The organism is Natrinema salaciae, from assembly GCF_900110865.1.
Lineage (GTDB): Archaea > Halobacteriota > Halobacteria > Halobacteriales > Natrialbaceae > Natrinema > Natrinema salaciae.
On record NZ_FOFD01000002.1, the window covers coordinates 742,532 to 764,310 of the forward strand.

At 66.3% G+C, this 21,779-nt stretch carries 21 protein-coding genes; 13 read left to right on the forward strand and 8 right to left on the reverse strand.

Going from position 1 to position 21,779, the window contains the following annotated elements:
- Positions 1 to 75 precede the first annotated feature (75 nt).
- The 6 genes from BMX07_RS08920 to BMX07_RS08945 all read left to right on the forward strand — a co-directional run bounded on the left by BMX07_RS08920 (position 76) and on the right by BMX07_RS08945 (position 6,789).
- Entirely contained in the window at positions 76 to 1,842 is a 1,767-nt protein-coding gene (locus BMX07_RS08920) for a type II/IV secretion system ATPase subunit (RefSeq protein WP_090616937.1), read from the forward strand.
- Positions 1,830 to 3,902, forward strand: a complete 2,073-nt coding sequence (locus BMX07_RS08925; protein WP_090616939.1) for a type II secretion system F family protein — start codon at positions 1,830 to 1,832, stop codon at positions 3,900 to 3,902. The genes BMX07_RS08920 and BMX07_RS08925 overlap by 13 nt, the downstream gene beginning before the upstream one ends.
- 204 nt (positions 3,903 to 4,106) lie before the next feature.
- Positions 4,107 to 4,580 carry a 30S ribosomal protein S15 gene (locus BMX07_RS08930; RefSeq protein ID WP_090616941.1) on the forward strand — a complete coding sequence of 158 codons (474 nt, stop codon included), beginning with the start codon at positions 4,107 to 4,109 and terminating at the stop codon, positions 4,578 to 4,580.
- A 15-nt stretch (positions 4,581 to 4,595) separates the two neighbouring features.
- The gene (locus BMX07_RS08935; RefSeq protein ID WP_090616943.1) at positions 4,596 to 5,822 is read left to right on the forward strand and encodes an exonuclease; all 1,227 of its coding nucleotides are present in this window, start codon (positions 4,596 to 4,598) and stop codon (positions 5,820 to 5,822) included.
- On the forward strand, positions 5,819 to 6,154 hold the full coding sequence (locus tag BMX07_RS08940; RefSeq protein ID WP_090616945.1) for a KEOPS complex subunit Pcc1: 336 nt from the start codon (positions 5,819 to 5,821) through the stop codon (positions 6,152 to 6,154). Before BMX07_RS08935 ends, BMX07_RS08940 begins: the two co-directional genes overlap by 4 nt.
- Positions 6,151 to 6,789: a 30S ribosomal protein S3ae gene (locus tag BMX07_RS08945; RefSeq protein WP_090616947.1), complete on the forward strand. Its 639-nt coding sequence runs from the start codon at positions 6,151 to 6,153 to the stop codon at positions 6,787 to 6,789. The genes BMX07_RS08940 and BMX07_RS08945 overlap by 4 nt, the downstream gene beginning before the upstream one ends.
- A 159-nt stretch (positions 6,790 to 6,948) precedes the next feature.
- Here BMX07_RS08945 and BMX07_RS08950 read toward each other — a convergent pair whose 3' ends face one another.
- Both BMX07_RS08950 and BMX07_RS08955 read right to left on the reverse strand, forming a co-directional pair.
- Positions 6,949 to 7,254, reverse strand: a complete 306-nt coding sequence (locus BMX07_RS08950) for a putative quinol monooxygenase (protein WP_090616949.1) — start codon at positions 7,252 to 7,254, stop codon at positions 6,949 to 6,951.
- A gap of 122 nt (positions 7,255 to 7,376) precedes the next feature.
- Complete coding sequence (locus tag BMX07_RS08955) at positions 7,377 to 7,826, reverse strand: cupredoxin domain-containing protein (protein ID WP_090616951.1); 450 nt, start codon at positions 7,824 to 7,826, stop codon at positions 7,377 to 7,379.
- A gap of 109 nt (positions 7,827 to 7,935) precedes the next feature.
- On the opposite strand from BMX07_RS08955, the gene BMX07_RS08960 reads away from it, so the two are divergent.
- From BMX07_RS08960 to BMX07_RS08970, 3 genes are all read left to right on the forward strand, one after another.
- Positions 7,936 to 8,661: a protein sorting system archaetidylserine synthase gene (locus tag BMX07_RS08960; RefSeq protein WP_090616954.1), complete on the forward strand. Its 726-nt coding sequence runs from the start codon at positions 7,936 to 7,938 to the stop codon at positions 8,659 to 8,661.
- A 66-nt stretch (positions 8,662 to 8,727) separates the two neighbouring features.
- Complete coding sequence (locus BMX07_RS08965; protein ID WP_090616955.1) at positions 8,728 to 10,074, forward strand: HEAT repeat domain-containing protein; 1,347 nt, start codon at positions 8,728 to 8,730, stop codon at positions 10,072 to 10,074.
- Between the two features lie 194 nt (positions 10,075 to 10,268).
- Positions 10,269 to 12,113 (forward strand): phospholipase D-like domain-containing protein, encoded by a 1,845-nt coding sequence (locus tag BMX07_RS08970; protein WP_090616957.1) that lies wholly within the window; start codon positions 10,269 to 10,271, stop codon positions 12,111 to 12,113.
- Between the two features lie 18 nt (positions 12,114 to 12,131).
- Here BMX07_RS08970 and BMX07_RS08975 read toward each other — a convergent pair whose 3' ends face one another.
- The 6 genes from BMX07_RS08975 to BMX07_RS09000 form a co-directional block, all read right to left on the reverse strand.
- The gene (locus BMX07_RS08975) at positions 12,132 to 12,566 is read right to left on the reverse strand and encodes a metal-dependent transcriptional regulator (protein WP_090616959.1); all 435 of its coding nucleotides are present in this window, start codon (positions 12,564 to 12,566) and stop codon (positions 12,132 to 12,134) included.
- Between the two features lie 154 nt (positions 12,567 to 12,720).
- Positions 12,721 to 13,215: a rubrerythrin gene (locus BMX07_RS08980; protein ID WP_090616961.1), complete on the reverse strand. Its 495-nt coding sequence runs from the start codon at positions 13,213 to 13,215 to the stop codon at positions 12,721 to 12,723.
- 97 nt (positions 13,216 to 13,312) lie between these two features.
- Entirely contained in the window at positions 13,313 to 14,527 is a 1,215-nt protein-coding gene (gene sufD, locus BMX07_RS08985; protein ID WP_090616963.1) for a Fe-S cluster assembly protein SufD, read from the reverse strand.
- A 1-nt stretch (position 14,528) separates the two neighbouring features.
- Complete coding sequence (gene sufB / locus BMX07_RS08990) at positions 14,529 to 15,959, reverse strand: Fe-S cluster assembly protein SufB (protein ID WP_090616966.1); 1,431 nt, start codon at positions 15,957 to 15,959, stop codon at positions 14,529 to 14,531.
- 60 nt (positions 15,960 to 16,019) lie between these two features.
- Positions 16,020 to 16,925 (reverse strand): ABC transporter ATP-binding protein, encoded by a 906-nt coding sequence (locus tag BMX07_RS08995; protein WP_090616968.1) that lies wholly within the window; start codon positions 16,923 to 16,925, stop codon positions 16,020 to 16,022.
- Between the two features lie 197 nt (positions 16,926 to 17,122).
- A complete protein-coding gene (locus BMX07_RS09000; protein WP_090616970.1) occupies positions 17,123 to 19,861 on the reverse strand; it encodes a DNA-directed DNA polymerase in 2,739 nt (912 codons plus the stop codon).
- Positions 19,862 to 20,196: 335 nt separating this feature from the next.
- On the opposite strand from BMX07_RS09000, the gene BMX07_RS09005 reads away from it, so the two are divergent.
- From BMX07_RS09005 to BMX07_RS09020, 4 genes are all read left to right on the forward strand, one after another.
- Positions 20,197 to 20,382, forward strand: coding sequence for a DUF7331 family protein (locus BMX07_RS09005; RefSeq protein ID WP_175480099.1), 186 nt, complete (start codon positions 20,197 to 20,199; stop codon positions 20,380 to 20,382).
- A 50-nt stretch (positions 20,383 to 20,432) separates the two neighbouring features.
- On the forward strand, positions 20,433 to 20,915 hold the full coding sequence (locus tag BMX07_RS09010) for a DUF7322 domain-containing protein (protein WP_090616972.1): 483 nt from the start codon (positions 20,433 to 20,435) through the stop codon (positions 20,913 to 20,915).
- A 24-nt stretch (positions 20,916 to 20,939) separates the two neighbouring features.
- Positions 20,940 to 21,401 (forward strand): DUF7346 family protein, encoded by a 462-nt coding sequence (locus tag BMX07_RS09015; protein WP_090616973.1) that lies wholly within the window; start codon positions 20,940 to 20,942, stop codon positions 21,399 to 21,401.
- A gap of 97 nt (positions 21,402 to 21,498) precedes the next feature.
- Entirely contained in the window at positions 21,499 to 21,741 is a 243-nt protein-coding gene (locus BMX07_RS09020) for a hypothetical protein (protein ID WP_139210849.1), read from the forward strand.
- Positions 21,742 to 21,779: the final 38 nt, after the last annotated feature.

Below are 21,779 nucleotides of genomic sequence, written 5' to 3' on the forward strand. Positions count from 1 at the left end.
CCAGCCGGATCGGAGCCGAATCGGCCGTCTCATTTATCACGGTTCCGTCCAGACGTGTCACGAACCCCGCGTTCAATGGCACCCCCAGCACACAGCGATCGGCCCGAAGACGCTCCCCCGACCGGCGACCGCGAGCCCACTGCGGATCGCGGAGCGGAACCGGACCCGCCGTCCGGCGACGATCGCCGCGAATCGACGATCGACGCCGCTCGCCGCACGCTCCGGCGCGTCGCCGAGACCCTTCGGGGATCGACCCTCGACATCGCGGACTACGATCCGGACGCCCACGGACCGCTGGTCGCGTACGACGGCCCGACAGGGCTCGAGGAGGTCGACCGCTACTGGGTCGACGCGCCGTTCTCGTTCGTTTCGATCGGCTACGATCGCGAGGCGAACGAACACCGATATCACACCGTCGAGCCGACGCTCCGGGATGACGAGGCGGTCCTGCTCGAGACGCTGTTGGAGGACGTCCGCGATCCGCTGCTCTACCGCGACGACGAGGGGACCGACATCGAGACGCTGTTGCGGGAGACGATTCGCGACACCCTCGAGCGCTACGGCGCGGAGATCGAGACGGCGACGTTCTACCGCCTGTTTTACTCGATCTACCGCGACTTCCGGGGGTACGGAGCGCTCGATCCGATCATGCACGACCCCCACGTCGAGGATATCTCCTGTGACGGCTACGACCTGCCGATCTTCGTCTATCACGACGAGTACACCGACATCGAAACGTCCGTCTCCTTCGGACAGACCGACCTCGACCGGTTCGTCGTCCGCCTCGCGCAACACTCGGGTCGTCACATCTCCATCGGCGACCCGATGGTCGAGACGACGCTCCCCGACGGCTCCCGCGCCGAACTCGCACTGGGGGAGGAGGTGACTCCGCGGGGATCGGCCTTCACGATCCGAAAGTACGCCGACGATCCGTTCACGCCGATCGACCTGCTCGAGTACGGCACGTTCGGCGTCGAGCAGCTGGCCTACCTCTGGCTCGCGATCGAGCACAACAAGAGCCTGGTCTTCGCTGGCGGGACCGCGTCGGGGAAGACGACCAGCATGAACGCCATTTCGATGTTCATCCCGCCGCGGTCGAAGGTCGTCACCATCGAGGACACCCGCGAGCTCCAGCTCTCCCACGACAACTGGCTCTCCTCGCTCACGCGCGAACGCATTCACGAGGGGACGGACGTGACGATGTACGACCTGCTGCGCTCTGCCCTGCGCCACCGCCCCGAGTACATCGTGGTCGGCGAGGTCCGCGGCGAGGAGGCGATGACCCTCTTTCAGGCGATGAACACCGGTCACACCACCTACTCGACGATGCACGCCGATTCGGTGCAGACGGCCATCAATCGCCTCGAGAACGAGCCGATCGACGTTCCGCGGTCGATGGTTCGGAGCCTCGACATCCTCTCGGTCCAGACGCTGACCCGCTCGGACGACCAGCGGGTGCGCCGGAACAAGGTGCTCGCCGAGATCGAGGGCGTCGACCAGCGAACCGGCGAACTCGACTACTCGACGGCCTACACATGGGACAGCGACACCGATAGCTTCCAGCGCAGCGGCAGTCGGGTCCTCTCCGAGATCCGCGACGAGCGCGGCTGGAGCCAGACCGAACTGCTGGGCGAACTCGAGAATCGCGAGCGGTTCCTCGAGTACCTGCAGGCCAACGGGATCGACGACTACCGTCGGTTCACCGCGCTCGTCAACGAGTACTACAGCGATCCGGAGCGCGTCCTCGAGACGATCGACGACCGTGGGTCCGACGATGACGGCGGGTCCGACGACCACCGCGAGACAGATCACCGCGCCGATCGAGACCGATGCGACTCGTGACCGCCGTGCCGCTCGTTCTCGTGGCGCTCCTCGTGATTCCCGTCGCGGCCGCCAGGTACTCGGCACGAGTCGATCGGGTCCTGAGCCGGATCGCGATCCGCGTCTTCGGGGACCACGTCGACGCGTTTCGGGACGAGCATCCGGAGCGGACGGCGGCGTTGCGGGCCGCACACGCCCCCACGACGATCCGGGAGTACGGGGCGACGACGCTGCTGTACGCCGTGCTCGCCGCGGTCGTCGGCTCCGTGGTCGGCCTCTACGCTATCTGGGGGCTGCTGGCGCTCCTCTCGATCGATCCGGCGACCATGCGCGCGGCGCTGCCGAGCGCCCTCGCGTTTCTCGCGGTCCTCGGCGGCGTCCCGACGCTGTCGCTCGGCGAACTGGCCGTCCTGTTGCTGGGGTCCTCGCTCACGCTGGGGGCCGTCGCCGGCGGGGGGACCTACTGGCTCCGGTGGTGGTACCCGGGGTACGTCGCCGACGCTCGCGCCCGCCGGATCGAGGCCGGACTTCCCTCGACGGTCGCGTTCATCTACGCGCTCTCGAAGAGCGGGATGGCGTTCCCGGCAGTCGTCCGCGTCGTCGCCGACCAGGAGGACACCTACGGTGAGGCCGCCGCGGAGTTTTCCGTCGCGGTCCGGAGCATGGACATCGTCGGGACCGACGTCATCACCGCCCTCCAGACGATGGGGCGGCGCTCGCCGAGCCCGCAGTTCCGCGAGTTCACCGAAAACCTCGTCAGCGTCCTCCAGAGCGGCCAGGGTCTCTCCGGGTTCCTCGAGCGCCAGTATCAGGACTACCGCGAGGAGGCCCAGTCGCAGCAGGACGGCATCCTCGACCTGCTCGCGACGCTCGCGGAGGCCTACGTCACGGTGCTGGTCGCGGGACCGCTCTTTCTCATCACCATCCTCGTCGTCATCGGGATCGCCGCGGGCGATACGTTCGGACAGCTGCAGGTACTCGTCTACGTGCTCTTGCCCGTCGCCAACCTCGGGTTCGTGGTCTACCTGAGTATGGTTACCGAGAAGCTCGATCCCAGTAGCGGGGTCGACGGAGCGCGCGCGGCGGTCGAGCCACCGTCGACGGCGGCGACCCGAACGGGCGGGGCCGCCGGCGAGGAGTCGGGTCCGCGTCCCCACCCCAACGTCGAACGGGTACGGTACTCCCGACGACTGCAGGGCCTTCGGGACCGCTTCGGTCGTCCCGTTCGGACGCTCGTCGGCCGACCGACGCTCACGCTCGCGATCACCGTCCCGATCGCGGCCGTCGCGATCACGAGGCGATTGCCCGCGGCCCTCGAGGGGGGGTTCGACGCGGCTGCGGTGGACGATACGATCGCCCTGGGTACGTTCGGCGTCGTGGCCGTCTTCGCGGTCGCGTACGAACTCCACCGCCGCCGGATCGCGGCGATCGAGGCTGCAGTGCCGGATCTGCTCGATCGACTCGCCAGCGTCAACGAGGCCGGACTGTCGATCGTGGCGGCGATCGATCGGGTCCGGGGGTCGGATCTGGGCCCGCTCGGCGACGAACTCGACCGCGTCTGGGCCGACGTCGAGTGGGGTGCAGACCTCCGGACCGCGCTGGGCCGGCTCGAGGGCCGCGTCGGGACCCGATCGATCGCCAGAGTCGTCACGCTGCTGACCGAGTCGATGAACGCGAGCGGCGACCTCGCGACCACGCTCCGGATCGCCGCGCGGCAGGCGGCGGCCGACCGCCGGCTCGAGCGCGAGCGCAAGCAGGCGATGGTCGAGTACATGGTCGTCGTCTACGTCTCGTTTCTGGTCTTTCTCTTTATCATCGCGGTGCTCGCGGGCTATCTCCTCCCGAACCTTCCGACGGAGAGCGCGGAGCTGGCGTCCGACTCCGGCGTCGGAGCCCTCGGCGGTTTCTCGGACGGCGACGCCGACGCCTACGCCACGCTGTTCTATCACGCGACGCTCGTTCAGGGTCTGTGTTCCGGGTTGATCGCCGGCCAGTTGAGCACCGGCGACGTCGGCGCTGGCGCGAAACACGCCGCCGCCATGATCGGGCTCTCCGTCCTGCTCTTCGCGCTTCTCGTCTGAACGGGCCAGCAGGCCGCGTCGGTGTCGACGTCGGCGTTAGCCCCGATGTAGAAACCCTTTAGTCCCCGACGAGGAAAGGGACGGTGGGAAGCGCACGGCCGCAAATCCGACTGTGTCACCCCCTTTTCCGGGTGGCTTGGGATTGCGGAAGTGCACGGCGAGAGCCGATCATACCAGCGGTCAGTGCGATTCCTATCCTCAACAATGGCACGAATGCACACCCGCCGTCGCGGCTCGTCCGGTTCGGACAAGCCGTCGGCAGACGAACCACCGGAGTGGAGCGACGTCGACCCCGAAGACATCGAAGACCGGGTCGTCGAACTGGCAGAGCAGGGCTACGATCCCAGTCAGATCGGGATGAAGCTGCGCGACGAAGGCGTGACCGGCACGCCCGTTCCGGACGTCAAACTGGCGACCGGCAAGAAGGTCACCGAGATCCTCGAGGAGAACGACGCGCGAGCGGACATCCCCGAAGACCTCTGGAACCTGATGGAACGCGCCGTGCGCCTTCGCGAGCACGTCCAGCAGAACCAGCAGGACTACCAGAACAAGCGCGCCCTACAGAACACCGAAGCGAAGGTCCGCCGCCTGGTCGCGTACTACCGCGGCGACGAACTCGAGCCGGACTTCACGTACTCGCCCGACCTCGCGAAGGAACTCATCGAAGACGCCGCGTAACCGGAGTCCAGTCACATGTCCACAGAGGGTCGATCCGCCGAGCCGGCGTCCGCCACGAGCGCGCTCGAGAGCGCCGGCTTCGTCCGACTGGTCGCCCGCGCCGACGGCGACGGGCTCGCGGCGAGCGGGCTCCTCGCGACGGCCCTCGACGAGCGGGGGACGCCGTTCCAGGTAACCGTCTGTCGGACGGTCGCGGATCGAACCGAACGCGTCCGCACACCGACCAACGAGGGCGACGTGACGGTCGTCGTCGGTACCGCCGACGCGGCCGCCGATCCCGACGACCTCGTCCGACTCGCGGCGACCGACCGACCCGCGACCCTCGAAGCCGTCGATCTCGTCCGCGAAATCGGTGCGACGCCGGAACCGGTACTCGCACTCGCCGGCGTCGTCGCCGGCGGAAGCGAACCGGGTGCGGGCGAGAGCGAGTGGCTCCTCGAGATCGCACGCGAACGCGGCCTCCTCGAACAGCGGCCGGGCGTCGCGGTGCCGACCGCCGACCCGATCGACGGCGTCGCGCACTCGACGCGGCTCCGCGCGCCGTGGTCCGGCGATCTCGACGCGGCTCGAGAGGCCCTTTCGGACGCCTTCGACGGCGATCACGACGGCCTCGACGCCGACGATCGTCGCGCCATCGGCTCGCTGGTCGCACTCGACGCCGTCGGCGCCGACGGGGCGTCCGACGCCGCGGCCGAGACCGTCGGACGAGCCGTGCGACCCTACGCCACGCCGGACGCCCCCTTCGAGACGATCGGCGGCTTCGCCGACGTCCTCGAGGCGCTGGCGCGGACCGACCCCGGCACGGGGACGGCGCTCGCGATGGGCCACGACGTTTGCGACGCCGCACTCGACGGCTGGCGCGCACACGGCCGCCGCGCTCACGCGGCGCTCGCGGACGCGTCGACGGGCCGCTACGACGGACTGTTCGTCGTCGGTATCGACGACGGTCCCGTCGAGGCGGTCGCGAGGATCGCGGCGGCGACCCGATCGCCGGAGCCTGCCGTTCTCGCTGTCGGCGCTGGCGAAGCGGCGATCGCGACCCGCGACGCGGCGTCCCTCGGCGCGACCGTCGAGGGCGTCGCTCGAGAACTCGCGGCTCCCCAGCAGGAGGCGGACGCAGCGACCGGCGACGACTCCGGGATCGACGTCGCGTACGACGTCGGTCACCGGCGCGGGTACCTGCGATACGATCCCGACGTGGACGACTCGACGATCATCGCGGCAGTGAGGAACCTGCTATGAGCCGACGAGCGACGATCCGGACGACACACGACGACGCGACACTCGTCGCGCGGGCGATTCGCCCGGACAACACCGACGAGATGACGACGACCGTCGAGCGCAACGACGCCGCAGACGCGGCCGGGCGCGACGAGCGCGCGGGAACGATCGTCACGCGGATCGACCGCGAGACGACGAGCGGACTGCAGTCGACGGTCGACGACTACGTCGTCAACCTCGAGGTCGCGATCGACGTCGTCGAGGGGGCGCGGACCGCACAGCACGCAGAACCGACGGACACGGGACCTGTGTCCGACACCGATAGCGACTCAGAACACGACACAACACAATGAGTGAACGATCAGTTTCACGTGCGAAACAGGAAAAGCGGTGGTACACCGTCCTGGCACCCGAGCAGTTCGACCGCCAGGAACTCGGCGAAACCCCCGCTGACGAACCGGAGAAAGTCTACGACCGAACCATCGAAACGACGCTCGGCGAACTCAACAACAACGCCAGCGAGAACAACACGAAGCTGACCTTCAAGATCACCGACGTCGGCAGCGACAGCGCGTACACGGAGTTCGTGGAGCACTCCCTGACCCGTGACTACCTGCGCTCGCTGGTTCGTCGCGGTGCGTCGAAGATCGAGGCGTACGTCACCGTCCTCACGACGGACGACTACCGCGTCCAGATCCAGCCCGTCGCCTTCACGACCAAGAAGGCCGACGCGAGCCAGGAGAAGGCCATCCGCGAACAGATGGTCCAGATGATCGAGGAAGCCGCCGAGGAGCGGTCCTTCGAGGAACTCATCGACAGCGTCGTCGAGGGCCGTCTCTCCTCGGGCATCTACGGCGAGGCCAAGACGATCTACCCGCTGCGCCGCGTCGAGATCCAGAAGGCCACCCTCGAGGCCCACCCCGAGGAAGTCGCCGAAGAGGAAGCCGCGTCGGTCGACGTCGACGAAGACGACGTCGCCGCCGACTGATCGCGACGGCAGCCCAGTCGATTTTCGCTGGGACGGCGACGCAGGAATCGATATGTTTGCCGCCGTCGACGACCGACTCGCGTCTCTTGCGGAGCGCACCGGGTCGCGAACGCGGATCGGATCGCGGGAACGACGGACGAACTGTACCGGACGGCAGTCTCAGAGCTCGAGCTCGGTCGCCGAGTCGACGTCGAACCGAATGACGTCCGGCTCGCCACCGAGCAGTTCCGGCAGGGCGGCCTGGAACTCCCGAAAGTGATCCGTCTGCGTGTGCGCCTCGAACGCGTCCTGATCCTCGTACCGTTCGACGAAGCGAACGACGTTCGGATCGACGACGTCCGTCGTCGCCCGGTAGTCGACGATTCCGTCCTCCCGCTGTGACTCGGCGACGAGGTCTTCGATCAGGTCCAGTGCGTCATCGCGTCGGTCGGGGTCGACCGGGAAACTCGCGTGTACAACGATCATCTACGACCGGGGTATTCGTCCGTCGGGTGATAAACGTGACTCCGCCGAGCACGGGTCGTCGGTGATCGGTGGACGGCAGATGCCGGACGGCGGTCGGAAGGCCTCGAAGCCGTCGTCGCCGCTCACTCGGTGACGACGACTTCGCCGACCATCTCGGCTCCCTCGTGGGGGATACAGAAGTACTCGTAGGTGCCCGCCACCTCGAACGTGTGTTCGTACGTGTCGCGCGTTCCGAGTCGACCGCCGCGTTCCTCCCACTCCTCGTCGTTCCAGGCGTCGTACGCAGCCTCCTGACTCTCGTAGCCGCCGGACGCGAAGTACTCGGCCGCGTCCGGAATGAGGTTCTCGTACGCCGTGACGGTGTGATCAGCCTCGCTGGTGTTCTTCCAGACGACCGTGTCGCCGACGGACGCCTCGTAGCTGACCGGGCGAAACTCGGTTCGGCTCATCCCGATGTGGCAGTCCTCGCCGCTGCAGGGGTCGTCCTCGAGGACGCTGAGCGCGGACGAACAGCCGGCCAGACCGACCGAGACGGCGGTGCCAACGGCGGCGAGATAACGGCGCCGGTGCATACGTGGTCGTTAGGAGAGTCGCGGTATAACCGCCCCGGTTCGATTCTCGAAAACCGGGCAGCCGGGAAAACGAAAACACGTAAGGTAACTCCCCGTCGAATCCGGGCATATGCTCCCCCGGTTCGTCGGTCGGCTCGGCGTCGCCGACGTGGTGACGATCGCAAACGCCGCCCTGGGGTTCGTCGCGGTCGTCGTCGCGGTCGTCGATATCGATCTCGCCGCCCGGCTCATCCTCCTGGCTGCTATCGCGGACGGGCTCGACGGCATCCTGGCGCGTCGCTACGGCGGCACGGACGCCGGCCCGTACCTCGATTCGCTCGCCGACGTCGCCTCCTTCGCCGTCGCCCCCGCCGTCCTCTCGTTCGTCGTCGTGACCGACGGGTTCGGCATCGACTTCGGTTCGGTCACCGGCGACCTCCTGCTCGTGACGGCCGTCTGTGCGCTGTTCGTCGCGATGGCCGTCACCCGGCTGGGAATGTACACCGCCTACGACATCTCCGGCAGTTACACCGAGGGCGTTCAGACGACGCTCGCCGCGACGATACTCGGCGCGGCGATTCTCGCCGGCGAGACCCAGCCGTGGCTCGTGCTCGCCGTCACCGGCGCGTTCTGTTACCTGATGGTCTCGCGCATCCAGTACCCCGATCTGCTGGCTCGAGACGCCGCAATCATGGGCGTCGTCCACGCGCTCGCGATCCTCGTTCCGAATTTCGCCGGCCGAACGTTCCCGTACGCCCTCCTGACGCTCGGTCTGGCGTACATGACGCTCAGCCCCTGGTTGTACTGGGGCGGGAAGGAACGATCGCCGTCGGTCGACGTGCATGGAAACGCTTAGGGCCGTGCTGACACGACCGTAGAGTATGTACACTGTCACGCGTCGGCGTCGTCCCGAGGTGGGACTATGAGCGAGGACGAGGCGAACGGTGACGACGCGGCCGCCGAGGCGGACGACCCCGAGCAGTCCGCCGATCTCGAGGCCATCGGCGAGCGCCTCGACGGGCTCGCGGCGGACCTCGAGGAACTCGACTCGAGCCTCGAGGCCGCCGAGACCGAGGCCGACCTCGACGTCGTCGAGGCCGACCTCGAGTCGTTCCGCTCCGAACTCGAGAGCGTCGAAGTGCCGGAGCCGCCGGAGACCGACGAGGACGAGGACGAAGATGAGGACGACGAGCCCGCCCCGGAGGAAGAACTACAAGAGCAGTACGACGAGATCGAGAGCGATCTCTCGGACCTCGAGTCCGACCTCGAGGACCAGCGCGGTCCCTACGGCGAGGACGTCGTCGGCGAGATCGACAGCGCCAGCGGCACGATCACGGGCACCCGGTGGACCGAGGAGGGCAACGCGGAGCTGATCGAGGCGATCGACGACTTCCTCGACGAACTGAACGACCTGCTGGGGAGCTCGGTCACGCTGGTCAACGAGGGCGAGACGGTCGCCGACCAGCTCGAGGCAACCCTCGACGACGCGGCCGACGCCGTCGACGCCGCCGCCCTCGATGCGGATGACGACGCCGAAACGATCGCCGGCCTGCTCGAGGCGACCGACCAGCTGGAGAGCGACGTCGACAACGCCACCGAGTGGACCGACCTCGAGGTCCGCGAACAGCTCCGCCGCGAAGGGTACTACGACGTGCTCGACCACGTCAAGGACTTCCCGCCGGAGTGGCACGCACTCAAGGTCCACGAGAAGCAGGGCAACGTCGACATGATCCTCCTCGCGCTCGAGACGTTCGACTCCGACTACATGGAGGAACACTGCATGGAGGCCCTCGAACGAATGGGGCCCGAGGAGGCCATCGACCCGATGCTCCAGAAGGCCAACCGCCGGGACCAGGCCGCGATGCGAATCCTCGGCAAGATCGGCGTCGACGACGAGGAGATCGTCGACACGCTGGTCGACTACGTCGACTCCAACCCGAACCTCCAGCAGCCGGCCTTCCGCGCCCTCGGCGAAATCGGTGCCGAAGACGCGGTCGAGCCGATCGCCCAGCAGCTCGTCGCCGACGAGGCCGACGTCCGCAGCTGGGCCGCCCGCGCGCTCGGGCTGATCGGCGACACCCGCGCCATCGACCCGCTCGCGGACGTCCTCGCGGACGACGAGTCCGATCGCGTCCGAGCCAGCGCCGCGTGGGCGCTCAACCGGATCGGCACCGAAGACGCCCGCGAGATCGTCGCCGATTACGGCGACGACCGCGCGTATCTCGTCCAGGCCGAAGCCGAGAACGCCGACCTCGAGCCCGCGGCCTGACGACCGGGCGACGAGCCCCGTTTTCGACGGCGCGAGAAGCGAGCCGCTCTCGAGCTACGCGTCCCGCGCCCGCGAGTCGTTCGGACCGCTCGAGCCACGCGAGACGGGAGGAACCACCTCCCGGTGGCCGAGCAGCAGGCGAGACCGGCATCGACTCCGAGATTTTATGTACGGACACGCGGCCAGACGGAGCGATGGACATCCGCCGGACTACCCTCACCCTCGCCGCAGTCGTCGCCTGCTGTCTCGTCGGGAGTGCCGCGATCGGTGCGAGCTTCCCGGTCACCGACGGACCGTCGGCTGCCGACCGGTCGACCGCTCGAGCGACCGCATCGCCGGACGTGAACGCGACCGACCTCGCCTGTCCCCCGCGGGCGGACGACACGGCGGCAACTGCGGACGAGACGGTGGCACCTCCCGGTACCGGTTCGGCGACGAGCCCGCGGATCGTCACCCTCGCCCCGAACCCCACCACCGACGGCAACGCCGGTGAGTTCGTCGTCCTCGAGACGCCCCCGGAAACCCCGCTCGGGAACTACACGCTGACGGACGGCCACACGACGGTCTCGCTACCGAACGAGACGGTTTCCGGCCGCGTCGCGCTCAGCGTGGCCCCGAACGTCACGGCAACGCTGACGGAGACGCCGGTGCTCGAACTCGAGGGACATCTCGCACTGGCGAACGACGGCGACGACCTGCGACTGCGAAACGCGACGGCCGCGGTCGACGCGGTATCGTACGACCGGGCGCGGTCCGCCGAACGCTGGTACCGATCGGAGTCCGACGCCACCGACGACACCGATAGCGACGACGCGATCGACAGCACGCCCGCTCGCGGCCAGTGGTGGCCCCGAGATGCCACCTGTCTCCCCGTCTCGCGTACCGCAGTCGACGAGGCCACGGCGTTCGTCCTCCCGGACGCGCCGGAGATACCGCGGGACACGCTCCGATCGGCCGACGACCGACTCCTGCTTGCCGGCTATACCGTCACCTCCGAGGCGATCGCCGCCGACCTCGTAGACGCGGCCGAGCGCGGGGTCGAGGTCGCTGTCCTCCTCGAGGCGAGTCCGGTCGGCGGCACGCCGGCAGCGACCGCGGAGGTCCTCGAGACGCTCGAGGCCGGCGGCGTCGAGGTGCGAGCCATCGGCGGTGAGGGGTCGCGCTATCGATACCACCATCCCAAGTACGCCGTTGCCGACGACCACGTCCTGATCACTACCGAGAACTGGAAGCCCGCGGGCGTCGGCGGTGAGAGTAGCCGTGGCTGGGGCGTTCGACTCGAGGACGATCACTTCGCCGCGGACCTCGCGTCCGTCTTTCGGACCGATTTCGAGGGGCGTGACACGCTATCTGGGCCGGCCTACCGCGCCAACACCTCGTTCGTCGAGGACGAGGGACCTGTCTTCTCCACGCCGGCCCCCGAGTTCCCGACGACTCACGAACCCGCGACAGTCCCAGTCGACTCGGCCGAACTCCTGCTCGCACCGGACAACGCCGAGCAGCGGTTGCAGGAGTTGCTGGCCAGCGCCGACGACGAACTCCTCGTTCTCCAACCCAGTATCGCCGCCGACGTGTCCCTGCTCGAGGCGACCATCGACGCGGCCCGCCGCGGCGTCGACGTTCGGATTCTGCTCGGGTCGACGCGGTACAACGCCGACGAGAACGAAGCGCTGGCCGCGGACCTCGAACGTGTGGCCGACCGCGAGGACCTCCCGCTCGAGGTTCGGCTCCTCGAAGACACCGACCGGTTCGAAAAGATCCACGCCAAGGGCGTCGTGATCGATCGGGAGACAGCGATCGTGGGCAGCGCGAACTGGAACGCGAACTCGCTGGAGAACAACCGCGAGGTACTGGTCGCGCTGCACGGCGCGGCGGTCGCGAACTACTACGCTGACGTGTTCGAATCGGACTGGACCGGCGACTCGCAGTCGTTTCCGATCGGTCTCGGCGCTGTGATCGTCGTCGCCCTCGCGGCTGCCGCCATCGTCGGGCGAACCTATGTCCGATTCGGTGACCGACCGCCGTCCGAGCAGACGTAGCGGTGCCGCTCTGCGAACTCAGTCCGCGCGACCGCCCGCCTCGATCTCGAGTAACTCACAGCAGTCCGCTTCGGGGTCGAAACAGTCGGGACACTGCTCGGGGCGGTCGATGATCGTGTCGAGACGCTCCGCGACGGTATCGTCGATGACGCTCTCGAGGGCGCGGGCCTCGTCGCGAAACTCCTCGACCTCGAGAACGTTCGCGAGGAACCGCTCGATGATACAGTACGTCTGGAGCGCGTTGTGAGCGCGCTCGAGCCCCTCGTCGGTTAGACTGGCACCCTTGTACTTCTCGTGGTCGACGAGTTCGCGGTCCTCGAGCTTGCCGATCATCTCGTTGACGCTGGCCGGGCTCACCTCGAGCAGGTCCGCGAGCGTGCCGGTCGATGCGGGGCCGTCCTCGATTCGCTGTGCCAGATAGATCGCCTTGAGATATTGATCTGCGGTGTTCATTGCGTCCCTCCGTCGCCGTCGGTCGCACTGCGTGCCGCGTCGGTCCCTCGCCGGTGTGCGCGATCCCGGGAGTCGATTCGCACTTCGAACGGCGTCCCACCGACCGCCACAGCCGCTGCCGGTGCCGGTGCCGGTGTCGTCTCCGTCGGCACGATCATGCTCTGTGCTCCATGATCTCGGTCACTTCCTCGACTCCCTCCTTTTCCTCCTCGCGGATGGCGGACAGCGTCTCGAGCAACCGGTCGCGGTCGACGGCGAACTCGGCGTCCGAGGCCTCGATCGCCTGTATCAGATCGTCGTAGAACTTGTACGCCGTCTCCTCGTTCGCCAGCTGATCGTAGAGGACGCCGTCCGTGTCCTCCGGCGGCCCGTACTGGGCGTCGACCAGCGCGTTGATCTCCTCGTATCCGACCGTCTCCGCCTCGAGATCGTCGATCAGCGCCTCGAGTCGCTCGCGGTGTTCGGCCGACTCCGCGGCGGCCTCCGCGAGCAACTCTTCCACCTCCGCGTCGAACGCCGCCCGCTCCTCGGGAGGGAGCGACTCGATGTGGTGGGCGGCGCGTGACTCGACGAGTTCCTCCAGCACGACGCCGATCTGTAGCAATCGGGTCAGCTGGTGGTCGCTCGAGACACGCTGTCCCAGACTCATATCGTGACAAGAGAGCCGCTGTTACTTAGTCGTCTCGGAGAACGGGCGGCCAAAACGGGTAGCCGGCACCGAAACGGGGCGACCGCGACGCGGGAGCTCAGTCGCGCTGGCGAAGCCGTGCGCCGATCAGCGCTTCGAGGTCGTCGCGGAGTTCGTCGACGTCGACCTCCTCGAGGACGGGCACGAAGAAGCCCTCGACGAGCATGTTGCGAGCGGCACGTGGGTCGACACCGCGGGAGGTCATGTAGAACAGGTCCTCCGCGTCGATCTGGCCGACCGTCGCGGAGTGGCTGGCTTCGGTGTCGTGGTTGTTGATGATCAGCTTCGGTGAGGCGTCCGCCTCGCTCTCGTCGGAGAGCATCAGCGTGTTCTCACGCTGGTAGGAGCTGGTGTCCCAGGCGTCCGCGCCGACGTCCTGAACGCCCTCGTAGACCGAGCGAGCGACGTCGTCGGTGACGCCGCGAGTGACGAGGTCCGCGGTCGTGTGCTCGGCGCGGTGCCAGACCTTCGCGTCGAGGTCGAAGTGCTGGTCGTTGTGGCCGTAGAAGGCACCGACGATCTGCGTCTCCGAGGAGTCGCCGCGAAGTTCGGTCGACACTTCCGTCTTGGTCAGCTGCGTCCCGAGGTTGCCCTCGATCCAGTCGATCGTGGCGTAGGTATCGGTGACGCCGCGCTTGACGGTGAAGTTGTAGGCCTCCTCCGAGAGGTTCTGGAGGCTGCCGTACTGGACGTAGCTGTTCTCACCGGCGGCGACTTCGACGATCCCGCTGTAGTACTGCTCGTCCTGTTCCGCGCCGGTCGACTGGCGCTCGAGGATCGTCACCGAACTCGATTCCTCGGTGACGACGAGCGTGTAGTTGAACAGCGAACGGGAGTTCTGCTCGGTCCGGACCGTGACGTCCTCGGCGTCGACGCCCTCGGGGACGTAGATGACGGTTCCGGTGCTGAACAGCGCCGTCGACAGCGCCGTCAGGTAGTTCTCCTGGGGATCGACGATGCTGCCGAAGTGCTCCTGCAGGAGGTCCTCGTGCTCCTGAACGGCCTCGGCCCACGACAGGACGTCGGCCTCGTCGGGACCGATCTGATCCTTGTCCTCGGCCGCGTTCAGCGGATCGACGAGGGACTCGAAGTCCAGGTCGTGGAGGTTCGTCCAGTCCCGACCCGGCGTTCGGATGACGTCGGGCATGTCGAGCTCCTCGAGCGCGTCGAGGGCCTCGAGACGGATCTCGAGAAGCCACTCGGGCTCGTCGAGGTCGCCCGAAATTTGGCGTACCTGTTCTGCCGTCAGATTAGCGTGTACCTGCGTGCTCATATTATCCGAGGCTTCCCTCCATCTCGAGTTCGATGAGACGGTTGAGTTCGACCGCGTATTCGATCGGTAGTTCCTCCGTGATCGGCTCGATGAAGCCGGCGACGATCATCTTCTTGGCGTCGTCGTCGTCCAGTCCGCGCGACTGGAGGTAGAAGATGTCCTCGTCGCCGATCTTGCCGACGGTCGCCTCGTGAGCGACGTCGACCTTCGACTCCTCGATCTCCATGTACGGCATGGTGTCCGACGTGGACTCGTTGTCGAACATCAGGGCGTCACACTCGACGGCGGTCGAGGAGTTCTCGGCGCCGTCGGCGATGTGAACGAGGCCGCGGTAGTTGGTGCGGCCGCCGTCCTTGGAGATCGACTTGGACTCGATGGTCGAGCTCGTGTCGGGCGCGTTGTGGTAGACTTTCGCGCCGGTGTCGATGTCCTGGCCCTCGCCCGCGAAGGCGATGGTGATGTGGGTGTCGGTCGAGCCGCGACCCTTGAGGATCGTACACGGGTAGAGCATGGTCGCTTTCGACCCCATGCTGCCCGAGACCCACTCCATCGTGCCGTTCTCCTCGCAGATGGCGCGTTTGGTGTTCAGGTTGAACGTGTTCTTCGACCAGTTCTGCACGGTCGAGTACTGGACGTGAGCGTCTTCGCCGACGAAGACCTCGACGCCGCCCGAGTGGAGGTTGTGGGTACCGTACTTGGGCGCGGAACAGCCCTCGATGTAGTGGACTTCCGAGCCCTCTTCGGCGATGATGAGCGTGTGCTCGAACTGCCCCATTCCTTCCGAATTCATCCGGAAGTACGCCTGAACGGGCATCTCGACGGTGACGCCCTCGGGGACGTACACGAAGCTCCCGCCGGACCAGACGGCTCCGTGCAGCGCGGCGAACTTGTTGTCGCTCGGCGGCACGCAGGTCGTCATGAAGTGCTCTTTGACGAGCTCGGGATGCTCCCGGACGGCCTCGTCCATGTTGCAGAAGACGACGCCCTTCTCCTCCCAGCGCTCCTGCATGTTCTGGTAGACGACCTCGGACTCGTACTGGGCGCCGACGCCCGAGAGGGCGTTCTTCTCGGCTTCCGGAATGCCGAGCTTGTCGAACGTGTCCTTGATGTCGTCTGGCAGCTCCGTCCAGTCGTCGACGCCTTCGCGTTTGTCGACGTCCGGGCGGATGTAGGGGACGATCTCTTCGACGTCGAGCTCGGAGAGGTCGGGCATGCCGGGCCAGCCGGACGGCATCGGCATGTTCTGGTACTGCTTGAGCGCACGCAGCCGGCGCTCCAGCATCCAGTCGGGCTCGTCCTTGTCCTCGGAGATCATACGGATGACCTCCTCGGTCAGGCCCTTGTCGGATTTGACCGCGGCGTTCTCCTCTTTCTTGAACTCGAACCGGGCCTCGGTGTCTGTCTCTTGTAGGTGGTCTTGATCGGAACTCATTGGTTGATGTAGTTGTGTTTACGGCCGTAGCGTTATTACGGTTGTTCTAGCCAAATCCGGTTACGCAGTGCCGTAGACTTCGTCGCGGACCCAGTCATACCCCTTGTCCTCGAGCTTCTCCGCGAGTTCGGGACCGCCGCTCTTGGCGATCTGTCCGTCGAGCATCACGTGGACGTGATCGGGTTCGACGTAGTCGAGGATGCGCTGGTAGTGGGTGATCTGAAGGATCCCGGTGCCCTGCTCGTCGCGCAGCGCGTTGATCCCGTTGGAGACGTCCTGCAGTCGGTCGATGTCGAGCCCGGAGTCGATCTCGTCGAGGACGGCGATCGAGGGCTCGAGGATGGCGGCCTGCAGCACTTCGTTCTGCTTCTTCTCCCCGCCGGAGAAGCCGGCGTTGAGGTAGCGCTGGGCGAACTTCTCGTCCATCTCCAGTTGCTCCATCTTCTCCTGGAGGATTCCCTGGAACTCGGCGACGCCGACGTCACCCTCGTCCGCGGGGCCTTCCATCGGCGAGGTCTCGAAGCCGTCGTCCTCCTCCTCGGCGTCGCCCTCGTCCCCCTCGAAGAGCTCCTCGCGCTCCTCGATCTTGGCGTTCAGCGCCGTCCGGAGGAAGTTCGTCATCGTGACGCCCTCGATCTCGGCCGGGTACTGGAAGCCGAGGAAGATGCCGAGCGCGGCGCGCTCGTTGGGCTCGAGGTCGAGCAGGTCCCAGGTGCGCTGGTCCGCGTCGATCTCGATGTCTTCGCCGAACTCCTCGTCCTCGAGGTGGAGCAGAACCTCGCCCTCGGTGACCTCGTAGGCGGGGTGGCCGGCGATGACCTTCGCGGTCGTCGACTTCCCGGAGCCGTTTGGCCCCATCAGGGCGTGGATCTCGCCCGACTCGACCTCGAGGGTTACCCCCTCGAGAATTTTCTCGTCGCCCTCCGCGACTTCCGCATGCAGGTTGCGTAGTTCGAGACGTGCCATAGTATTCTGTCGTCTAAACGGTGGGTCGTATGACTGATAACGGTTTCGTATCCAATTGGATACGGTCTCGCAATAGCAAAATAATTTGTTGAAAGGAAAACTCGCGTTGTGTCCGACCGAGGCCCTCGAACGGTGGGGCTCCGCGGGCCGGCCGGGAAACTCTCGGCCCAGACGGCGGAACGAGACGTCCCGATAGCTTACATGAAGCTATCTAATCCCTTCTGCTCCTGCCCGCTCTTCACTTCGTTCCACGAGATATCCAGCGCCTCGAGGATCCGCTCGATCGGCCCCTGTAGCGTCTTCTCGAGCATCGTCTCGTAGTCGACCGCGAACTCCTCGGGGATCTGGTCCTCGTACTCGAAGCAGATGACGTCGGGATCGCGCTTGAACGCGCCGTAGAGGGGGTCGGTGCGGGCGTCGAACCCCTCCTCGGCTTCGAGTCGCTCGAAGAACGAGGGATCGACGCGGTCGAGGTAGAGCCGCTTGGGTTTGCTCCCACGCTGAAAGTTGGTGCCGAGCAGCAGGTTCGCGTACTTCGCGCCTCTGACCTGTGCCGTGTCGGTATCGTAGTTGTCCAGCCGCTTGCCGATTCCGCCCGGAATCGCGATCTCCTCGAGCGAGATCTCGCCCGCCAGGACGTCCTCGATGATGCCGTTGACGTACTCCTTCGCGCCTTCGACGTCGCCCTCGCGGACGATCATCTCGATGACCCGGTGCTGGACCTCCTTGGTAATCGGGGCGATGTCCGAGCGCTGGTACTCGAAGCCGACGATGTCGACGTTGTCGACGTCCTTGCCCTCCTTCCAGGTGATGTGGCCCGCGTAGCGTTTCTTCTTCCCGGCCTGGAAGAACCGCCGGTAGAGCTTCTCGAACTCGATCTGGAACCGATGGTCTTCGGCGTTCAGATCTTCGCGCGCGAAGTCGTCGTAGCGGCCGTTGATGTACTCCTCGATCTCGAACGACTGCTCGAGCGCGTCCGCTTTCGAGATGTCGGGGCCGAGTTCGAGCATGACGCTGTCCGTATCCCCGTACGCGACTCGGTAATCGATCTCGCTCGCGGCAGTCTCGGTGAATTCGATCACTTCGCGACCAGTGGCGGTGATCGCGGACGCCGCTTCCTTGTCGTACAGTCGGAACTGCTCCCAGCCGGAGACGCCGTACAGCGAGTTCATGATGACCTTCACCGCGCCCTGCTGTCGGTCGTACTGCTCGTACTCCCTGGTGCCCGGTTCGTACTGGTTGCGCTGCGATTTCTTCTCCTCGCGTTCGGCCAGCAGTTCGTTGATCATCTCCCGCATGACGCCGTCGGGTTCCTTGCGGAAGTGGGTCGGCTCGGGTTCGGTCGGGGCGACGAACGTCTCGCCGTCGTACTCGGCCGGGTCGACCCGCGTCTCGGGCGAGGCGTTGACCGTCACCATACACATCGGATACAGCGACTTCAGGTCGAGTACCGTCACGTTCTCCTTGACGCCCGTGATCGGTTCGAACACCGCACCGCCCTCGTACTCCTCGCCGGCTTCCTGTTGCCCCTTCGAGGGCAGGGCAAATCGGCCGTACGCCTCGTGGAGGACGTACATGTCGACCGCGTCTCCCGGCGTCGGCGCGTCCTCGAGTTTACAGCCGACGAACGAGCGCACCTCGTCCCAGAACGCGATGATCTCCTGCTGGCGATCGAGTTCGACGCAGAGCTCGACGTCCCGGAGGTTGTACTCGAGCAGTTTCGTCGGATCGCCCTCCCAGAGATCACCGATGTCGCCGGCGTACCGCTCCTTTCCGACGCCGAGTTCCGCTTCGCCGACGGCGTCGAGCCGGTAGGAGTCGAGTTCGGAGAAGACCGTCCGCTGGTAGGCATAGAGGAGGTCGAAGACGATGCGACCCTTGATGTCGGGACCGCCCCAGTTGCTCCGCCAGACCTCGTCGACGCGAGAGAGGCGATCGATCGAGAGGTCGAAGTCGTGGTGGGGGCCCCCGAGTTCCTCGAGGCGGTCGAGGAAGTACGGCGCGTCGAAGTCCTCGAAGTTCCAGCCCGTAAGGATATCCGGGTCGGTCCGCTCGACGTACTCGATGAAGGCCTCGAGCATCGCCTCCTCCGCCTCGAAGCTCCGTACTTCGTGGTCGATCGCACCCTCGATCGGATCGTAGTCGTCGATTTCGGTGGGGATTTCCCCCTCGCCGATCGGGGCCTCGTAGAGCCACATGATGTACTCGTCGTCGTACGAATCGTGGCTGGTGAGACAGACGATCGGTTCCTCGCCGTCCTCGGGGAACCCCTGGCGGTCGTCGACCTCGATGTCGAAGGTACAGACTCGCGGCTCCGCGTCGACGTCCGTCGCTTCGACCTCGTCGTGGGGGACGACCAGCGAATCGTCCTCGGCGCGGCGCTCGGGGACTCGAATGCCGCTCCGGATGTCCTTGTCGATCAGGAACCGGTTCGGGAACAGGATGTCGGCCTCGTAGTGCTCGAAGTCGTCGCGGACCTGCCCGACGTCGCGGGGTGTCTGTCCGAAGATGCGGGTGAGCTTCTCGCCCCGGATGCTCTCGTAGGGCTCGCCGTCCGAGCCGTACTCTCGACTCCCCGTCAGCCGATCGTACTGCTCCTCGGGCGGCCGCTCGAGGGTCTCCGTCGGCGCGTAGAAGTACGGCCTGAAGCCGACTACCTGCACGTGCTCGAGTTCGCCCTCGGACGTCCGTCCGAACACGTGCATGATCGGTCGCTCCTCGTCGCCGTAGCCGACGATCGTGTAGTCGACCTGCATCACCGCGAGCTCGAGGTCGCCCTCTGGCTCGGGGAGCGTCTCCTCGACGACGTCGATCACCTCCGCGGCGTTCGATCCGCCGTTGCCGGCGACGGCAACCGCCTCTTCCGCCGGCCGGTCGTCGGTCTCGTCGGAGTCGCCGCCGAACTCCGCGAGTCCGGTCTGGCCCGCCTCAGTCATGATACCGAGATTTGCAGTCGGCGGATAAAAACCCCTGCAATCCCCGACCGCGTACCGCCGTCGCACAGGTGTTTCGAGGCGAGCCGACCGAGACGGGGTGTCGCCACGAGACGTCCGATCCGCCACACCCCGCCGATCGGCCGCGCTCGGTCGTCGACGTCCGAACGGGCCACGAAACGCCCTCGAGTCGACACGTTCGCGGTGCGGTACCGACTGGGCGGAACGGAGGCCCCCATAGCAGTGATCCAGGTAGAATTCGGTCGCCGTTTCGCGACCCGCGAGCGCTTGCGGGAGCAACAAGACATATAACGTGGTAACACATACCATAGCACCAGGTGATCGACGTGTCCACTCATCTAAACGACGACGCGACGAATCGGAGCGAACCGAGTAGTGAGCCCGAGGGGACCGCGACGATCGAGTCCTACGAGACGGAGGACGGCGTCGTCTTCTACGACGCCGAGAACCCGCTCGCCTGGGTAGAGACCTCCCGAACCCTCACCCTCGAGGAGTTGGCCTGACGGCGTTCGCGAAGCGAACGTTTTTCCTCCCGCTGCACATCGACCCGAATGTGGTATTCGACCGGACCGAGAACGAGCCCGAGGAGTGGGATCCGGAAGCGGAGTTTTACGATCCCGAGAGCGACGGGCTGACGATCCCGCAGGTCTCACCCGGAGACGACGGTCCGGACGACGATCTGGGCGACCTCTCGAACGCGATCGAGCCATCCACTGCCGAAACGGACGTTCCCGCCGACGTCCTCCAGACGTTCTGGGTGACGGTGCTGGTTCTCAACGCCGCCGTTCTGTTCGTTTCCCTCGGGCTGTTGCTGCTGATCTTCGAGGGCAGGCTGACTCACAGCGCGATACTCGTCGCCGCGGGCGTCGCGCTGTTCGGGCTGGCCGGCCGCCGATACAGAGAATTCCGGCGCGACGAGGACACCGAGCCCGAACACGATATCGACGAGCAAGACGACACGGATTTCGACGCGAACGATGCCGCCTCGCGGTCGACCGACCCGGCCGAAACTACTTCGGAAGACGGGCACCAATAACGGCTACCGACCCCGAACGACCCCATGAAAACAGTCGAGGACGACACCGGCAGACGGTACCTGCTTCTCAAGCGATCGGACAGCGCGAGTCTCGTCCGTGACCCGGAAAACGGCAACGAGTGTTACATCCAGAACGACCGCCTCGAGTCCGTCGGCGAGGAATCCGCCCTCGAGACGGCCGCGCGACGCGTGAGCGATCCGGTCCTGACGCTGCTGACCAACGTCCACGACGAGGAGACGCTGGGTCTCCTGGTCGAGCTCTCGGAACGGGGGCCGCTCGGCGTCCGCACCCTGCTCGACGCCTCCGACTTCTGTGAGAGCGACTTGCACGGCCGACTCACGATCCTCTCCGCTGCAGGGTTGCTCGAGGAGGCCGACGTCGCCGGCGAGCGCGGCTATCGGGTGACCGAGACGTGTGAGACCGCACTCGAGGCAATTCGAACTGGCGCGCGAAAAACGGGGGACGCTCCGTCGGACGATTCGTGACACGGCTTCGGACGAATCCAGAAACGGCTCCCAACTCGTCCGTATAATTCACCCACGAATAAGAAAATAGTTATAGATGTGACGAGAGACTCGGTCCGTGTTCGTCGATCCTGTGGCTGCGCTGAACGTTCCGCTGGGGCCGCCGGAACTGATCGTCCTGTTCGCCGTCGCCACCGCCGTTCCGGTTCTCGTCTATCGTGACGCGCGTCGCCGCGACATCGACCATCCGGTGTCGATCAGCGGAACGATATTCGTTCTTCTCCTGATCGGTATCGTCCCGGGCGTCCTGGGCACACTCCTCTATGTCCACCTCCGGCGTCCGGCCGAGGAACGGCTGTGAGCGCGGCCGAGGTCGCACCGTCTCGCTCCATCGGCGGT

Bases quoted from the DNA above. Each gene is read 5' to 3' on its own strand.
- BMX07_RS08920 (WP_090616937.1), top strand. From the start codon at position 76: ATGGCACCCCCAGCACACAGCGATCGGCCCGAAGACGCTCCCCCGACC.
- BMX07_RS08925 (WP_090616939.1), top strand. From the start codon at position 1,830: ATGCGACTCGTGACCGCCGTGCCGCTCGTTCTCGTGGCGCTCCTCGTG.
- BMX07_RS08930 (WP_090616941.1), top strand. From the start codon at position 4,107: ATGGCACGAATGCACACCCGCCGTCGCGGCTCGTCCGGTTCGGACAAG.
- BMX07_RS08935 (WP_090616943.1), top strand. From the start codon at position 4,596: ATGTCCACAGAGGGTCGATCCGCCGAGCCGGCGTCCGCCACGAGCGCG.
- BMX07_RS08940 (WP_090616945.1), top strand. From the start codon at position 5,819: ATGAGCCGACGAGCGACGATCCGGACGACACACGACGACGCGACACTC.
- BMX07_RS08945 (WP_090616947.1), top strand. From the start codon at position 6,151: ATGAGTGAACGATCAGTTTCACGTGCGAAACAGGAAAAGCGGTGGTAC.
- BMX07_RS08950 (WP_090616949.1), bottom strand. From the start codon at position 7,254: ATGATCGTTGTACACGCGAGTTTCCCGGTCGACCCCGACCGACGCGAT.
- BMX07_RS08955 (WP_090616951.1), bottom strand. From the start codon at position 7,826: ATGCACCGGCGCCGTTATCTCGCCGCCGTTGGCACCGCCGTCTCGGTC.
- BMX07_RS08960 (WP_090616954.1), top strand. From the start codon at position 7,936: ATGCTCCCCCGGTTCGTCGGTCGGCTCGGCGTCGCCGACGTGGTGACG.
- BMX07_RS08965 (WP_090616955.1), top strand. From the start codon at position 8,728: ATGAGCGAGGACGAGGCGAACGGTGACGACGCGGCCGCCGAGGCGGAC.
- BMX07_RS08970 (WP_090616957.1), top strand. From the start codon at position 10,269: ATGGACATCCGCCGGACTACCCTCACCCTCGCCGCAGTCGTCGCCTGC.
- BMX07_RS08975 (WP_090616959.1), bottom strand. From the start codon at position 12,566: ATGAACACCGCAGATCAATATCTCAAGGCGATCTATCTGGCACAGCGA.
- BMX07_RS08980 (WP_090616961.1), bottom strand. From the start codon at position 13,215: ATGAGTCTGGGACAGCGTGTCTCGAGCGACCACCAGCTGACCCGATTG.
- sufD (WP_090616963.1), bottom strand. From the start codon at position 14,527: ATGAGCACGCAGGTACACGCTAATCTGACGGCAGAACAGGTACGCCAA.
- sufB (WP_090616966.1), bottom strand. From the start codon at position 15,959: ATGAGTTCCGATCAAGACCACCTACAAGAGACAGACACCGAGGCCCGG.
- BMX07_RS08995 (WP_090616968.1), bottom strand. From the start codon at position 16,925: ATGGCACGTCTCGAACTACGCAACCTGCATGCGGAAGTCGCGGAGGGC.
- BMX07_RS09000 (WP_090616970.1), bottom strand. From the start codon at position 19,861: ATGACTGAGGCGGGCCAGACCGGACTCGCGGAGTTCGGCGGCGACTCC.
- BMX07_RS09015 (WP_090616973.1), top strand. From the start codon at position 20,940: ATGAAAACAGTCGAGGACGACACCGGCAGACGGTACCTGCTTCTCAAG.